A 15,108-nucleotide genomic window follows, 5' to 3' on the forward strand; every position below is an offset into this window, starting at 1 on the left:
ACATCGGCCGGTGGCTCTGAGGTATCAGTGGCTCTGAGGTACTAGACGGGGACTACTTGAGGACGCCCGCACCGGTCGTCGACGTCAGTGCCGTCGGCAGGTTCTTCGCCGTCGACTCCAGTCCCGCCGTCAGGGCCGGAACCCAGTTCACCGCCGTCCTGAGGTCCTTGGACGCCGCCGCGTTGTAGAGGGCGACGAGGTCGGTGGAGGTGCCGTTGACGAGGTTGCCGGTGTTCTTGACGGACGCGGTGCCGTCGCTGCTGACCAGCTTGGACAGCTTGGTGCCGGCGGGCGCCTTCCAGTAGTTGTTCTCGGCGACGACCTGCGCCTTGGCCCGCGCGTTGATGCTGTACTGCGGGGTGTAGCCGTTCAGCGCGGTGATGTCGTAGAAGTTGTTGTAGATGTGCACCTGGCCGAGGCGCGCGAGCGGCGCCCGCTGGACGATGCCCTTCCACACGTTGTGGTGGATGGAGACGCGCAGCTTGCCGACGCTGTCGGTGTCACTGGCCCCGATGAGCATGGTCTTGTCGTGGCAGGTGAAGACGTTGCGGGAGACGGTGACGAGGTCGGAGCCCTTGGTGATGTCGAGGGCTCCGTCGTGGATCTGGTACTCCCTCCCGTAGTACTTGGGGTTGGAGCCGTCGAAGTGCGGTGCGTCGGTGAACGTGTTGTGGTCGGCCCATACGTGGGTGGCACCCCTGAGGGTCACCGAGTCGTACTGGCTGTTCCAGTTGCCGCTGCTGCCGTCGGTCGGGTCCCACTGCGGGAAGCAGTCCTCGGTCGCCGAGAGGGTCAGGTTGCGGACGACGACGTTGTCGACGTTCTGGATCTGGAGGCTGCCCCCGGTGATCCCGGCCTTGGTGCCCGGTACGCCGACGATCGTCGTGTTGGCGGGCACCTTGAAGACGATGTTCTTGGCCTGCTTGGCCTGCGCGGCGGCCCGTGCCTTCTCCTGCGTGCCCGACGGCAGCTTCTTGCGGCCGTAGGTGGCGGGGTCGTACGCCTTCAGGTACGACGCCAGCGAGTACCCCGTACCTGAGGCGTAGTCCGCACAGGTGAGCTTCTTGCCCGCGTCGTTCGTGTTCGCGTCGACGGTGCCCTTGATCTTGATGATCCGGGGCGTCTTGTCGGACGCCGACCCGAGCGCCTTCACGAGCTGGGCCCGGGTGGAGACAGTGAACGTGTGCGCGGCGTCCGCCTTGGCCCCGCCCGTCGTACCGCTCCCGTACGACGCCCAGCCGTCCTTGGCGGCCAGCGTCTGGTGGTACAGGTCCGCCGCACCGGCGTTCGCGTTCAGCACGAACACCCCGGCCCCGACTCCGGCGGCCGCCACGGCGGCGGACACCACGAGGGTGCGGCGCTTGCGAACGGACCGGCGGTGAGAGGAAGTTGCCACGAAGGAAGTCCTTACGGGTCTGTGCTGCTGCTTACGACCCCTCAGTGGTCACCGGGTGAAGGAAGGTTGCCGGGTGATCAGATTCTTTTCGCACGTCCCTCACAGGTATGCCGCCCCGTACCCCTCCGGTATTACGACGATCAGATGATCGTCGGCGTCCCCTAGGGTGTGGCGCCCGCTCGACCCGGCGCCGCGCCCCCAGCCTCGTCCCGTGCGGAGACGACAACCGAGACCCCTGTATCTGGCGGTGGCAGCGACCGCGGCCGTCCTGACCCTGACCGCGGCCCAGAGCCCCGCTCCAGCCACGCCCCCGGACCCGACCCAGGCCCAGGCTCCCGGCGTCAAGTCGGCCCGCGCGGACGGGTATTGGCTCACCCTCGCCGCCCGGGTCTGCGACGACTACACCGACATCATGTCCAACCTCCTGCGCGACAACAATCAGCAGTCCCTGCGCGACCTCGGCAAGGACTCCGTCTACACGCCGGGCCAACCCGTGAACCCGGCGACCGAGCAGGAGAACGACCCGAACTGCCGCCCCCTGACCGGCTGGAGGTTCACGCTCGGGCGGGGCATCAACGGTGAGGTGGACGGGCTGTCCACCGTCGTCCCCAGTACCTCAGGGGTACAACCCGTGACGGAGGCGTCGGTCCCTCTCCTGGATGACGAGGGTGACCCCACCGGCGCCACCCTCGCGGGCGCGGTCAACGTCGAGCTGAACTCCACCGACCAGGCGCTCGCCCTCGCCCGCCGCCTCCAGATCCAGGGCGGCACTCCCACGGACCCGCTCAACACGGCTGATCTCGGGGACACTTACGCGTTCGGCGCGCTGCGGTGCGCCGTCGACAACCAGAAGAACGACAACGTGGACCGCGCGGCCTTCCCGGCCGGCTCCCACCACGTCTTCTGCTTCTACTACACGGTCACCCCGCCGCCGGGCTCGGGCACGGTCGTCGTCCGCAAGGAGCTCAAGGACAGCGACGCGACCCAGACCTTCGGCTTCACCGGGAACATCTCCTACACCCCGGACCACGACTTCTCGCTCGCCGTGACGAACGGCGCCGCCGCCGAGCAGACGTTCCGCCGCTCGGCGACCAAGGGCAACGCGTACCCGGCGTGGAACTTCGCGGAGTCCGTCCCGGACGGCTGGACCCTCGCCGGTCTGACCTGCTCCTCGGCGCGAGGTACTAGTACCACGACGACGAGCGTGAGCGGCGCCGCGACCGTCGATCTCGCGGACGGCGACACGGTGACCTGCACGTACACGAACGCCCGGCAGTCGTCCCCGAGTACTACGGGTACCCTCGCGCTCCGCAAGCGGACGATCGGCCGCGCCGGCGGGCCCTTCGCCTTCACCGCCGACGGCACCACCTCCCTCGGCTCGGCGACCACCACCACCGAGGACTCCCCGGTCGCCCTCGCCTGGCACGAACTCCCCACCGGCCGCCACACCATCACCGAGACCCTTCCCGCCGCCACCCCCGAGGGCTCCTGGAGGTTCGACAGCGCGGTCTGCGACGGCACGGCGATCCAGCCGACCGGGTCCACCCCCCGCACGGCCACCTTCCCGATCGACCTCCCCAAGGCCGGCCTGGACTGCACGATCACGAACCGCTGGATCCCGTCCCCGAGCCCCAGCCCAAGCCCGACACCGAGCCCCACACACCCCCCGTCCCCCACCCCGAGCACACCGAGCACCCCCACCCCGACACCAACCCCGACGCCCCCTAATACCCCCACCCCCTCCCCCAGCCCGTCCCCCCAACTCCCCTCCACCGGCTCCGCCGACTCCCACACCTTCCTCGCCGTACTCGCCGCCGCCTTCATCCTCACAGGCACCGCCCTCCTCACCCTCCGCAGACGCTTGCGACGCTGACGCGGGGGGTGGGAAGAAGAGAGACGCCGGAAAGAGGGAGGGCCCCGGGGTAAGACGTCCCGCCAAGGACGTCGTCGCCATGAGACCCACTCCCCTTACACCCCGTACAACCCGGAGAAACCCGTAGGGGCCAAAGATCACAAGGATCCTCGGCCCCTACGGGTACTGCGGGTACTACCGGCACTGCTGGTGCTACCGGTACTACGGGTACTACTTCGGCTGCGGCTTCCGGATGTTCAGGTGCAGCTCCCGCAACCGCGTCTCCTCCAGCTCCGTCGGCGCGCCCATCATCAGGTCCTGGGCGTTGCCGTTGAGCGGGAAGGCGATGGTCTCGCGGATGTTGGGCTCGTCGGCCAGCAGCATGACGATGCGGTCGACGCCGGGGGCGATGCCACCGTGCGGCGGGGCGCCGAAGCGCAGCGCGCGCAGCATGCCGGCGAACTCGCGCTCGACGGTCTCGCTGTCGTAGCCCGCGATGTTGAACGCCTTGAGCATGATGTCGGGCTCGTGGTTACGGATCGCGCCGGACGACAGCTCGACGCCGTTGCAGACGATGTCGTACTGCCAGGCCAGGATGGACAGCGGGTCCTGGTTCTCCAGCGCGTCCATCCCGCCCTGCGGCATGGAGAACGGGTTGTGCGAGAAGTCGATCTTGCCGGTCTCCTCGTCCTTCTCGTACATCGGGAAGTCGACGATCCAGCAGAACCGGAAGACGCCCTCCTCGAAGTGCCCGGCGCGCTTGGCGGCCTCGACCCGGACCGCGCCCATGATCTTCGAGACCTCGTCGAACTCACCGGCGCCGAAGAAGACCGCGTGCCCGGCGGCGAGGCCGAGCCGCTTGGTCAGCTCGGCGACGTTCTCCTCGGTGAGGAACTTCGCGATCGGCCCGGACAGCGTGCCGTCCTCGCCGACGCGGACCCAGGCGAGACCCTTCGCACCCTGCGAGACGGCGAAGTCGCCGAGCTGGTCGAAGAACTTGCGGGGCTGCGCGGCGACGTCCGGCACGGGCAGCGCGCGCACGTGCTTGCCGGCGAACGCCTTGAACTCGGAGCCCTCGAACACGTCGGTGATGTCGACGAGTTCGAGCTGGGCGCGCAGGTCCGGCTTGTCGGAGCCGTACTTGAGCATCGACTCGCGGAACGGGATGCGCGGGAACGGCGAGGTGACCGCGCGACCGCCACCGAATTCGGTGAACAGCTCCGTCATCAGCTTCTCGATCGGCTGGAAGACGTCCTCCTGCTCGACGAAGCTCATCTCGACGTCGAGCTGGTAGAACTCGCCGGGCGAGCGGTCGGCGCGGGCATCCTCGTCGCGGAAGCAGGGCGCGATCTGGAAGTACCGGTCGAAGCCGGAGATCATCAGGAGCTGCTTGAACTGCTGCGGCGCCTGCGGGAGGGCGTAGAACTTGCCCGGGTGCAGCCGGGAGGGGACGACGAAGTCGCGCGCGCCTTCCGGGGAGGTCGCCGTCAGGATCGGCGTGGCCATCTCGTTGAAGCCGAGGGCGACCATCTTGTGCCGGATCGCGGAGATCACGGCCGTCCGCAGCATGATGTTGCGGTGCATGCGCTCGCGGCGCAGGTCGAGGAAGCGGTACTCCAGGCGGCGCTCCTCGTTGACGCCGTCCTCGGTGTTGATGGTGAAGGGCAGCGGCTGGGCGGCGCCGAGCAGTTCGACCTCGGCGACCTCGACCTCGATCTCGCCGGTGGGCAGGTCAGGGTTCACGTTCTCTGTTCCACGTGAAACAACGCGGCCGTCGACGCGGACGGTCGACTCCTTGCTGACCTTGTCGAGGGCGTCGTAGGCGGGGGTACCGGGGCGGGCGACGAGCTGCGTGATGCCGTAGTGGTCGCGCAGATCGATGAAGAGGATGCCGCCCAGGTCGCGCCGATTGTGCAGCCAGCCGCTCAGCCGGACGTCGGTGCCGACGTCAGAGGCGCGGAGCTGGCCGCAGGTGTGGGACCTGTACCGATGCATCTTCGTTCATCGTCCTTACGTGGATTTCGGTCACGCATGTTGCGATCCTCGGTCGCCCACAAGGGTACCGGCCGCCCTGAAAACAACCCTCCGGATATGTACCGGAAGCCAGCGGTCACACAACATCACTAGCGCCCTGCTGCCAAATCTTCTTAAAGTAGGGCAATGCGCACTGGTGAGCCCCTGCCCGCGGTGGAGCAGGTCCTCGCCGCTCTCTCGACCGGCGTCTGGCACTGGTCCACAGGCACCGGTCTGGTGACCCTCGACGCCGAGGCGGCCCGGCTGCTCGGGCTGCCCGCCGAGGAGACCGTGCTCACCGAGGCACAGACCCGGGCCCGGCTGCACCCCGTCGACTGGAACGAGATCACCGGGGTGATCCAGCTCGCGGTCGCCGAGCGGACGCTCGCGGAGGTGCGGATCCGGATCATGGACGAGCGGGGGCGGGTCGTACGGGTCGTACGGAGCCGGTCGAAGCCGTCGTTCGATCCGGTGAAGCGGGCGTACGAGCTGATCGGCACCCTCCAGGAGGTGACCGAGCCGGCGCCGGGCACCCCGGCGGGGCGGCGCGCGGTGACCGGCGACTGGCGGCGCTCGCGGGAGGCGTTCCTGCTGGACGCGGGGCGGGCGCTGGCGGAGGCGCGGTCTACCGCTGAGGTACTACGGGTCGCGGCGGGGTTGTCGATGCCGGGGTTCACCCCGGACGGGCTCGCCGTCTTCGGGGTGGAGGGCGACCGGCTGACCGTGATCGGCCACCACGGGCAGCAGCCCGGCGAGGAGGCGCCGTTCACCCAGCTCTCGGTGCGGACCGACTATCCCGCCGCGGAGGTAGTACGTACGGGGCGCGCGGTCTACCTCTCCTCGCCGGAGAAGTACCAGGAGCGCTACCCCCTGACCTGGCCGCTCGCCGCCCACTTCGGCCGCCGCTCCTGGGCGTTCCTGCCGCTGACGGTGGCCGGGCGGACGATGGGCGCGTGGATGGCCGCGTTCACCTACCCCGTCGCGTTCACGCCGGACGAGCGGTCCGTCCTGACGACGGTCGCCCGCATGCTGGCGCAGGCGCTGAGCAGGGCCGGCGCGGCGGAGACCCAGCGCGAACTGACGGACGGCCTCCAGCGCTCGATGCTGCCGACCCTGGGCGAGATACCGGGGATGACCCTGGCCGCCCGCTACATCCCGACCGGGGGTGGTCTTCAGGTAGGGGGTGACTGGTACGACATGATCCCGCTGCCGCGCGGCGGCTTCGCGCTGGTCATCGGCGACGTCCAGGGCCACGACGTGCGCGCCGCGGGTCTCATGGGCCAGCTCCGGATAGCTCTCAGGGCCTACGCCTCCGAGGGTCACCGCCCCGACGCGGTCCTCTCCCGCGCGTCCCGCTTCTTCTACGGCCTCACCCATACGGACGACTCCCCGCGCTTCGCCACCTGCTTCTACGTCGAGGTCGACCCGCGGACCGGCGTCCTGGAGACGGCACGGGCCGGCCACCTCGACCCGACGATCCGCATGCCCGACGGCACGGTCCTGCTCCGCTCCACCACGGGCGGGCTCCCCCTAGGGATAGACCCCGACTCCGACTACCCCACGTCCCGCCTCGTCCTGGACCCCGGCGAGACCCTGATGCTCTGCACGGACGGCCTCCTGGAGACCGGCGGGCACGACCTGGAGACGGGCTGGAAGCGGATCCGGCAGACGCTGGAGACCCACACCGGCACGCTGGAGGACCTGGCCGACACCCTGGTCCAAGCCGTCCTCGGCCCCCCGTCCCACCACACCACCGGCCCCCTCGCCGACCGCCGCGAGGACGACATCGCCCTGCTGCTCCTCTCCCGCGCCCCCGACCCCGACACGCCCCTGACCCCCTCCCGCCCCCGCCGCACCCTGCTGACCATCGCCCAGTCCGAGCCCGAACGCGTCGCCGAGGCCCGCCACCAGCTCCGCGACCTCCTCCACGACTGGCCCTCCCCCGACCAGCTCGACTCCGCCGTCCTCCTCCTCTCCGAACTCCTCACCAACGTCCTCGTCCACACCGACGCGGACGCCCTCATGCTCGCCGAGATCACCGGCCCGCCCGGCGCCCGGCGCCTCCGCGTCGAGGTGACCGACCCCAGCGACGACCTCCCCCACAAACGCCGCCCCGGCGAACTGGCGTCCTCGGGGCGGGGCTTGGTCCTCCTCGACCTCCTGGCCGACGGCTGGGGAGTGGACCCCCGAGGCGAGGGCAAGAGCATCTGGTTCGAGCTGTTCGAAGGGCCTCGGCCGGGGCCTAACTAGGATGGCCTCATGACGACCGAGGACGCAGCAGGAGAGGGTGCCCAGACCGCTCCCGACGTGGTGGAGGACGTGTTCGAGGGGATCGCCACCGATGTGGAGGTGGAGAGCGCCGGGGAGGACACGGCCCTCATCGAGCGGCCCTGGAAGCCGGAACAGATCCGGGTCAACACGAGCCAGTTCTCCCTCCGCAACATCCTCGACCAGATCGACGAGGGCTCGATCGAACTCGCCCCGGACTTCCAGCGCATGAAGGTCTGGCGCCACGATCAGAAGTCGCTGCTGGTGGAGTCCCTTCTGCTGCAGATCCCCCTGCCCGCGTTCTACTTCGCCGAGGACCAGGACAGCACATTCCGCGTAGTCGACGGGCTCCAACGGCTGTCCACACTGCACGAGTTCGTGCGAGGCGGCACGGCGAGCTTCTCCCTCGGAAAACTCGATCACCTGCACGACCTGCGGAACCTGCGCTTCTCCGATCTTCCTGTGCCGTTCCAACGGCGTATCAACAACACCCAGTTGATGGTCAACGTGATCGATCCGACGACGCCGCGCGGGGTGACGTACGAGATCTTCAAACGCATCAACACCGGTGGCACTCCGCTGAACGCCCAGGAGATCCGGCACTGCATGAGCCGGTCGCGCAGCCGGGACATCCTCAAGCGCATGACCCACACGGACGCCTTCGACAGTGCCACCGGTGGCCGCCTCATCGATCACATCCGGATGAACGACCGGGAGATGGCGCTGCGGTTCGCGGCGTTCTGGCTGCGCGGCCTGCCCGGATATCTGGCGCGTCCGGTGATGGAGGACTTCCTGATGAACGCCACGGAGATGCTTGACGATCCGAAGGCGGTTCCGGACGGTCAGGTGGCGGCGCTGGAGTCGGACTTCGAGCGGGCGATGTCCCACGCCTTCCTCGTCTTCGGCGAACACGCGTTCCGGAAGTGGCCGGAGAACGCCGAGTCACGCAGCCCGATCAACCGAGCCCTGTTCGAGACCTGGTCCATCGCCCTGGCGGACCCGGACTTCACCACAGAGGATCTACTCAAGCGCCGTAAAGACATCGTGCGGGCCGCCCGTGACCGTATGACCAACGACGTCGCCTATCTCAACGCGATCACCTCCTCCACCGCCGACCGAACCCGAGTGGAGACCCGGTTCCGGGCAGCGTCGGAAGACGTGAGGGCCGGCCTGTGATCAGTGCCCTGGAGGTCAAGCGCTTCAAGTGCTTCGCCTCGGCGTTCTTCGACATGCGCCCGCTCACCGTCCTGACCGGCGTCAACGGCGGCGGCAAGAGCTCGCTGATCCAGTCGCTTCTGCTGGCCAGGCTCGCGGCCACTGAAGACACCCGCAGCCTCCAGCTCAACGGTCCCCTGGGGCTGGCACTCGGCGAAGCCCGTGACGTCCTGCACTGGGACCACGACGAGGGCGCCACGATCGAAGTGCGGTTGCACGACGACGCGGCCGAGGCGACGTGGCAGTACGAGTTCGGCTTTCCCGAAACCGAGCGAGCCCTGCATCTGAACGTGCTCTCGGTTCCGCCGTCCACCGCCCCCGGCGTCGGGGCAGAGCCTCCTGGCTTCACCTACTTGTGCGCCGAGCGCCTTGGCCCTCGGGACATGCTGTCGCTCTCCGCCGAGGAGCCCGACAGCATCGGGGTAGGTGTGCAGGGGGAGTACACGGCCCAAGTTCTGGCCCTGCGAGAGACCCGCTCGGTGAGCCGACGCCGTACCGTCCGCCCTGCGCTCCACCACCCGCGGAGCACCGCCACTCAGCCCCGCCTCCAAGCCGAGGCATGGGCCTCCGACATCATCCGCCCGGTGCAGATCACTGCACAGCTCGCCGGTGGCGTCATGGCCAGCACGATCCGCTTCGCGGAGACCCGCCCGACCGGCGAGGAAGTCCTCCGCCCCGCCAACACCGGCTTCGGCGTCTCCTACGCCCTCCCCGTCATCGTCGCCGGCCTGCTCACCGAGCCCGGCGACCTGCTGATCGTCGAGAACCCGGAGGCCCACCTGCACCCGGCGGGCCAGTCGAAGCTGGGCCGGTTCCTCGCGCGGGTCGCGGGCAGCGGCGTCCAGGTCGTGGTCGAGACGCACAGCGACCACGTCCTCAACGGCGCCCGGCTCGCCGTGGCCGTCGACCGTGCCATCCGCGCGTCGGACATGATCACGCACTACTTCGACCACGACGGCCCCACGGCCATCGGCATCAACGACAAGGGTGAACTCGACCACTGGCCAGGCGGGTTCTTCGACCAGATCGAGACCGACCTGGGACAGCTGGCACGCGCGCGACGCGGCCGGTAGCGGCGTCGAAGGGGGGACGAGTTGGAGAACAGCGACGAGGACTACCGCGTCGTCATCGGCGAAGAGTGCTTCGACTGGCGGGAGTTGACGGCCGAAGAGCGGCGTGACGCGCTCGACGCGCTCGCCGACGTCCTCCAGCCGCTGGTGGACGGCCGCAGGGTGGCCCTCATGAACGCCGCGTACGACACGGAGTGCCTGCCGTCCAACACCCTGGCCGACGCACTGTATTCGCCGGACGGCGAGCTTCCGCACGACGAACGGCGGCTCCTGCAACGGCTGTTGGACAAATGCCGGAGCGTGGACGCCACCGATACGGACTTGACGTCACAGGTCCGAGTCCCCAACACCCCTTGGCACGAACCTTCTTGGGGCACAGGCCATGCCCTGTCCCGCGCGACGACCGGCCGGGCCATGTCCTGCCTGCTCCCGTCCGCACACAGTTGGCCATCCGGTTGGCACACGGTCGAGCGGGACACCGACGGTATCCAGGACGACGTCCGACTGCACGTGTTGCGCGTCCCCGAGGACACGCTCACCTTCTGGCGGGGTGTCTACGACCACGAACGCGTCCCGGCCGACCGCTTCTTCACCCTCACCTCGGACGCCTTCCCCGACCTGCTCTTCGCCGACTCACTCCGCCTGAACCACTTCAAGGGCGCCTACGCCGAGGTGCTTCCCTGGCTGCTGAAACTGCTCGCCGCCCTGAACGACCACTTCGCCCGTACCTTGGCCGAATGCGGCGGCGACCAGAGCCGGGTCAAGGACAGGTTCTCGGCATTGGGCCTGGACATCTCCCCCGAGAGTGCGAACACGAAGAAGAACGTGAAGGCGTGGGAGCAGCGGAACGTCACCTACCAGAAGGTGACTTACCGCTGCGAGTGGCACGGAAAGCGCCTGTGGGACCGCGATCGTGTCCATTTCTCCCTGCCGATCGCCGAGCACGATGGCAGGGTGCTGGTCGGCATCTTCACGAACCATCTGGATACGTGACACGAAGCCCCTTCAAGGCGTCACGGCGTCACGCAGTAGTACTGGTACCCCCCGGCACAGGCTCGCCTCCCCGCCTCCACCATCCCGTACTGCGCACACCCCTTCACGGCCCACGAATTCTGCTGGCAGCCGGTCCAGAAGGCGTCGTCGGCCGGGGCGGAGGCCGAGGGAGATACGGAAACCGCGGAGCCCACCGTGCGCGGCACCGGCAGAGCCTGCGCGGCCGTCGTCGAGACCATGGACAGTGCGAGGGGGACCGCCAGCAGCAGGGCGGCGAGAGAGGTTCGCTTCATACGGCCCATCGTGGCGAGGCCACAACGCACTCCGCGCCCCCACGGGAGCCAATTCACCCGTAAGAGCGCGGAGTTGGGGCCATGGCCTGACGGCCGGTCAACTGCCCTGCGGTCAGATGCCGTTCGCCTTCATCCCGTGGACCGCCGGGACCGACCCGAGCCGCCCCTTCTGGAAGTCCTCGAACGCCTGCTGGAGTTCGGCCTTGGTGTTCATGACGAAGGGTCCGTAGTGGGCCATGGGTTCGCGGATGGGACGCCCGCCGAGGAGGACGATGTCGAGGTCGGGGGTGTGGGAGTCCTGGGACTCGTCCGCACGGACCGTCAGGGAGGAGCCGGTGCCGAAGACGGCCGTCTGCCCGAGGTGGATCGGGCGGCGCTCGGCGCCGACGGAACCCCGGCCCGCCATGACGTACGCGAGGCCGTTGAAGTCCTCCCGCCAGGGCAGGGTGATCTCGGCGCCCGGCGCGAGGGTCGCGTGGATCATGGTGATCGGGGTGTGGGTGGCGCCGGGCCCCTCGTGGCCGTCCAGCTCACCCGCGATGACGCGCAGGAGTGCGCCGCCGTCGGGGGAGGTCAGGAGCTGGACGTTGCCGCCGCGGATGTCCTGATACCTGGGAGCCATCATCTTGTCCCTCGCGGGGAGGTTGACCCAGAGCTGGAGTCCGTGGAAGAGGCCGCCGGACATGACCAGCGACTCCGGCGGCGCCTCGATGTGCAGGAGGCCCGAGCCCGCCGTCATCCACTGGGTGTCGCCGTTGGTGATGGTCCCGCCGCCGCCGTGACTGTCCTGGTGGTCGAAGGTTCCGTCGATGATGTAGGTGACGGTCTCGAAGCCGCGGTGAGGGTGCCACGGGGTGCCCTTGGGCTCGCCCGGCGCGTACTCCACCTCACCCATCTGGTCCATCATGATGAACGGGTCGAGATGCCGGTAGTTGATGCCCGCGAACGCCCTGCGCACCGGGAAGCCCTCACCCTCGTAACCGCTCGGCGCGGTCGTGACGGCGAGCACGGGGCGTGCGACGGCGTCGGCCGGCGCGGTGACACGGGGGAGCGTCAACGGGTTCTCGACGGTCACTGCGGGCATGTCGGTTCCTCCTCGGACGTCGTACGACACACCGTCGTACCGGAACGTCGTACGACGATTTTAGTTGAACGATGAACTTCCTGCCACCTCCCGGAACAGCGGGCGGGCCGCCGGCATTCCCGTGGTCTTTCGCACACTCGTCCATGCGGTATCGCGCGCATGATGTGCTACGGTTCTTGTGTTGCAGTTGCGGTACCCATGAACCTATGTGCGCCCGACGGGATTGCTTCCTCGGGCGCATTATTCGTTTTCCGGCATCTCCGGATGGGGCCTCTGCTCTACCTGAAGGAGATCGTCATGGCACAGGGAACCGTCAAGTGGTTCAACTCTGAAAAGGGCTTCGGCTTCATCGAGCAGGACGGCGGCGGCCCGGACGTCTTCGCCCACTACTCGAACATCCAGTCCCAGGGCTTCCGTGAGCTCCAGGAGGGCCAGCGCGTGTCCTTCGACGTCACGCAGGGCCAGAAGGGCCCGCAGGCGGAGAACATCGTCCCCGCCTGATCGCCGGACGTAATTCGCTCGCCGGGGTTCGCACCGTCGTCGGTGCGGGCCCCGGTTTGCGCTGTTTCCAGGAAAAGGTGGACCCCCGCATGTCCCGCAGGCCCCAGAAGTCGAACCGCCGCGCCGCGTCACCGTCGTCGCCCGCGCCGTCCTCCCCCAGGGAATTCCGGCTGCCGGAGAGCACGACCCCCGCGCTGCCCCCGGTCGCGGACTTCGCCGACCTGGACATGCCGGCCGGGCTGCTGAAGACCCTGGCCGCGCAGGGGGTCACCACTCCCTTCCCGATCCAGGCCGCCACGCTCCCCAACTCCCTCGCCGGACGCGACCTGCTCGGCCGGGGCCGCACCGGCTCCGGCAAGACCCTCGCGTTCGGCCTCGCGGTCCTCGCGCGGACGGCGGGACTGCGCGCCCGGCCGAAGTCACCCCTCGCGCTGGTACTAGTACCTACGAGGGAGCTGGCGCAGCAGGTCACCGACGCGCTGTCCCCGTACGCGACGGCCGTCAACCTCCGGATCGCCACCGTCGTCGGCGGCCTCTCCATCACCCGCCAGGCCGACACGCTGCGGCGCGGCGCCGAGGTGGTCGTCGCGAGCCCCGGGCGGCTCAACGACCTGGTCGAGCGCGGTGATTGTGTCCTGGACGACGTCCGCATCACGGTCCTCGACGAGGCCGACCAGATGACGGACATGGGGTTCCTGCCGCAGATCACCAAGCTGATCCAGAAGGTGCGGCCGGACGGGCAGCGGATGCTGTTCTCGGCGACCCTCGACCAGAACATCGACCGGCTCGTGCAGCGCTTCCTGACCGACCCGGTGACGCACTCCGTGGACCCGTCGGCGGGCGCGGTGACGACGATGGAGCACCACGTGCTGCACATCGCCGACGAGACCGACAAGAAGGCCGTCACCACGCGGATCGCCGCGCGCGACGGGCGCGTCATCCTCTTCCTGGACACCAAGCGCTCCGCCGACCGGCTGGCCAAGCGGCTGCTCGCGGTCGGGGTGCGGGCCGCCGCGCTGCACGGCGGACGGTCCCAGCCGCAGCGCAACCGGACGCTGGACCAGTTCAAGAACGGGCAGGTCACGGCGCTCGTCGCGACGAACGTGGCGGCGCGGGGCATACACGTCGACGACCTCGACCTCGTCGTCAACGTCGACCCTCCCGTAGACCACAAGGACTACCTCCACAGGGGTGGGCGTACCGCGCGCGCGGGCGGGTCCGGGACGGTCGTCACGCTGGTCCTGCCGGAGCAGAAGCGTGAGATCAGCCGGTTGATGTCGGACGCGGGGATCAGGCCCCGGACGTCCCGGATCACCTCCACGGACGCCGAGTTGGCGACGATCACGGGGGCCCGGGAGCCGTCGGGGGTGGCGGTGACCATCGAGGTGCCGGTGCCTGTGCAGGCGGCGTCCGGGGCGCGGGCCGGGGGTGGCTCGGGGTCGGGCTCCGGCTCCGGCGGGTCGTCGCGGCGGCGGCGCCGTGGTGGCGGCGGTGGGGGCGGGACGATGTCGGCGAGCGCGGCGAAAGCCGGGAGCGCCGCGAAGACCGGGAGCGCCGCGAAGACGGGGAGTCCGGCGAAGGCCGGGACGGGGTCCGGGGCCGCTGCCGGCAAGGGGGGCCGGGGTGCTGCCGGACGACGGGCCGGAGGCGGACCGGCGTCGGGTGGTGCCGGTGGGAACGGGGGGCGCGGGGGTACCGGCGCCGGTGCCGGGCGTCGGGGTGGACGGCGTACGTCTGCCACGTGAGTGTGGCTCTCGGGTTGTACGGGGCTCAGTCCCGTACAACCCGTAGCTCTACAGGGCCACTCAGCCGTACATCCTGCGCATCGCGAACTCCACCATCTGCTCGACGGCCTTCGCGTCGAACACCATCCGGTGCTCGCCCTCCATGTCGAGGACGAACCCGTACCCCGTGGGGAGCAGGTCGATGACCTCGGCGCCGGTGATGACGAAGTACTTGGACTCCTTGCCGGCGTAGCGGCGCAGCTCCTTGAGGGAGCTGAACATGGGGATGACCGGCTGCTGGGTGTTGTGCAGCGCGAGGAAACCGGGGGTGTCGCCGCGCGGGCAGTAGACCTTCGACGTCGCGAAGATCTGCTGGAAGTCCTCGGCGGCCATCTGCCCCGTGGTGAACGCGCGCACCGCGTCGGACAGGGACGGAGGCGACGGCTCCGGATAGAGGGGCGGCTGCTGACCGTACCCACCGACCCCGCCGGGCTGCTGCGGCGGCGCGTACTGCTGCTGGGCGGCACCCTCACCCATGGGCTGGCCGTATCCGTACATGCCTCAAGCCTATCGAGAGTCGGCCGACGCCCGGGGTGAGGGCCGTTTTTCGGACACTGCGGGAAACGGCAGCGGCCGGGAAAACCGACAGCGACTCGACAGCCCCCGGCCTGGAATTGTCCCGTCCCTCGCTCATAGCGT

At 69.2% G+C, this 15,108-nt stretch carries 12 protein-coding genes; 7 read left to right on the forward strand and 5 right to left on the reverse strand.

Going from position 1 to position 15,108, the window contains the following annotated elements:
• Positions 1-52: 52 nt before the first annotated feature.
• Positions 53-1,396 carry a pectate lyase family protein gene (locus tag IAG44_RS19435; protein ID WP_187748361.1) on the reverse strand — a complete coding sequence of 448 codons (1,344 nt, stop codon included), beginning with the start codon at positions 1,394-1,396 and terminating at the stop codon, positions 53-55.
• A gap of 247 nt (positions 1,397-1,643) precedes the next feature.
• Between IAG44_RS19435 and IAG44_RS19440 the strand changes: the two genes are divergently transcribed.
• Positions 1,644-3,269 carry a prealbumin-like fold domain-containing protein gene (locus IAG44_RS19440; protein WP_246561889.1) on the forward strand — a complete coding sequence of 542 codons (1,626 nt, stop codon included), beginning with the start codon at positions 1,644-1,646 and terminating at the stop codon, positions 3,267-3,269.
• Between the two features lie 210 nt (positions 3,270-3,479).
• Here the strand turns inward: IAG44_RS19440 and aspS are convergent, their stop codons facing one another.
• Positions 3,480-5,243, reverse strand: coding sequence for an aspartate--tRNA ligase (gene aspS, locus IAG44_RS19445; RefSeq protein ID WP_187748362.1), 1,764 nt, complete (start codon positions 5,241-5,243; stop codon positions 3,480-3,482).
• 165 nt (positions 5,244-5,408) lie between these two features.
• Between aspS and IAG44_RS19450 the strand changes: the two genes are divergently transcribed.
• From IAG44_RS19450 to IAG44_RS19465, 4 genes are read left to right on the forward strand one after another with little or no spacing between them, the layout of a single operon-like run.
• Positions 5,409-7,511: an ATP-binding SpoIIE family protein phosphatase gene (locus IAG44_RS19450; RefSeq protein WP_187748363.1), complete on the forward strand. Its 2,103-nt coding sequence runs from the start codon at positions 5,409-5,411 to the stop codon at positions 7,509-7,511.
• Positions 7,512-7,520: 9 nt separating this feature from the next.
• Positions 7,521-8,705 carry a DUF262 domain-containing protein gene (locus IAG44_RS19455; protein ID WP_187748364.1) on the forward strand — a complete coding sequence of 395 codons (1,185 nt, stop codon included), beginning with the start codon at positions 7,521-7,523 and terminating at the stop codon, positions 8,703-8,705.
• Positions 8,702-9,817 (forward strand): AAA family ATPase, encoded by a 1,116-nt coding sequence (locus IAG44_RS19460; RefSeq protein WP_187748365.1) that lies wholly within the window; start codon positions 8,702-8,704, stop codon positions 9,815-9,817. The genes IAG44_RS19455 and IAG44_RS19460 overlap by 4 nt, the downstream gene beginning before the upstream one ends.
• A 21-nt stretch (positions 9,818-9,838) precedes the next feature.
• Complete coding sequence (locus IAG44_RS19465) at positions 9,839-10,807, forward strand: hypothetical protein (RefSeq protein WP_187748366.1); 969 nt, start codon at positions 9,839-9,841, stop codon at positions 10,805-10,807.
• A 20-nt stretch (positions 10,808-10,827) separates the two neighbouring features.
• Here the strand turns inward: IAG44_RS19465 and IAG44_RS19470 are convergent, their stop codons facing one another.
• Together IAG44_RS19470 and IAG44_RS19475 are read right to left on the reverse strand one after the other, a co-directional pair.
• Positions 10,828-11,100, reverse strand: coding sequence for a hypothetical protein (locus IAG44_RS19470; RefSeq protein ID WP_187748367.1), 273 nt, complete (start codon positions 11,098-11,100; stop codon positions 10,828-10,830).
• Between the two features lie 112 nt (positions 11,101-11,212).
• Positions 11,213-12,184, reverse strand: coding sequence for a pirin family protein (locus tag IAG44_RS19475; RefSeq protein ID WP_187748368.1), 972 nt, complete (start codon positions 12,182-12,184; stop codon positions 11,213-11,215).
• A gap of 297 nt (positions 12,185-12,481) precedes the next feature.
• Here IAG44_RS19475 and IAG44_RS19480 point away from each other — a divergent pair, with 297 nt between their 5' ends.
• Together IAG44_RS19480 and IAG44_RS19485 are read left to right on the forward strand one after the other, a co-directional pair.
• Positions 12,482-12,685, forward strand: coding sequence for a cold-shock protein (locus IAG44_RS19480; protein ID WP_187748369.1), 204 nt, complete (start codon positions 12,482-12,484; stop codon positions 12,683-12,685).
• A gap of 89 nt (positions 12,686-12,774) precedes the next feature.
• Entirely contained in the window at positions 12,775-14,430 is a 1,656-nt protein-coding gene (locus IAG44_RS19485) for a DEAD/DEAH box helicase (RefSeq protein ID WP_187748370.1), read from the forward strand.
• Between the two features lie 60 nt (positions 14,431-14,490).
• On the opposite strand, the gene IAG44_RS19490 is transcribed toward IAG44_RS19485, so the two are convergent.
• On the reverse strand, positions 14,491-14,967 hold the full coding sequence (locus IAG44_RS19490; RefSeq protein ID WP_050371310.1) for an SseB family protein: 477 nt from the start codon (positions 14,965-14,967) through the stop codon (positions 14,491-14,493).
• Positions 14,968-15,108: the final 141 nt, after the last annotated feature.

Origin of the sequence: Streptomyces roseirectus (assembly GCF_014489635.1) — a bacterium.
Lineage (GTDB): Bacteria > Actinomycetota > Actinomycetes > Streptomycetales > Streptomycetaceae > Streptomyces > Streptomyces roseirectus.

Bases quoted from the DNA above. Each gene is read 5' to 3' on its own strand.
- aspS (WP_187748362.1), bottom strand. From the start codon at position 5,243: ATGCATCGGTACAGGTCCCACACCTGCGGCCAGCTCCGCGCCTCTGAC.
- IAG44_RS19450 (WP_187748363.1), top strand. From the start codon at position 5,409: ATGCGCACTGGTGAGCCCCTGCCCGCGGTGGAGCAGGTCCTCGCCGCT.
- IAG44_RS19455 (WP_187748364.1), top strand. From the start codon at position 7,521: ATGACGACCGAGGACGCAGCAGGAGAGGGTGCCCAGACCGCTCCCGAC.
- IAG44_RS19470 (WP_187748367.1), bottom strand. From the start codon at position 11,100: ATGAAGCGAACCTCTCTCGCCGCCCTGCTGCTGGCGGTCCCCCTCGCA.
- IAG44_RS19475 (WP_187748368.1), bottom strand. From the start codon at position 12,184: ATGCCCGCAGTGACCGTCGAGAACCCGTTGACGCTCCCCCGTGTCACC.
- IAG44_RS19480 (WP_187748369.1), top strand. From the start codon at position 12,482: ATGGCACAGGGAACCGTCAAGTGGTTCAACTCTGAAAAGGGCTTCGGC.
- IAG44_RS19485 (WP_187748370.1), top strand. From the start codon at position 12,775: ATGTCCCGCAGGCCCCAGAAGTCGAACCGCCGCGCCGCGTCACCGTCG.
- IAG44_RS19490 (WP_050371310.1), bottom strand. From the start codon at position 14,967: ATGTACGGATACGGCCAGCCCATGGGTGAGGGTGCCGCCCAGCAGCAG.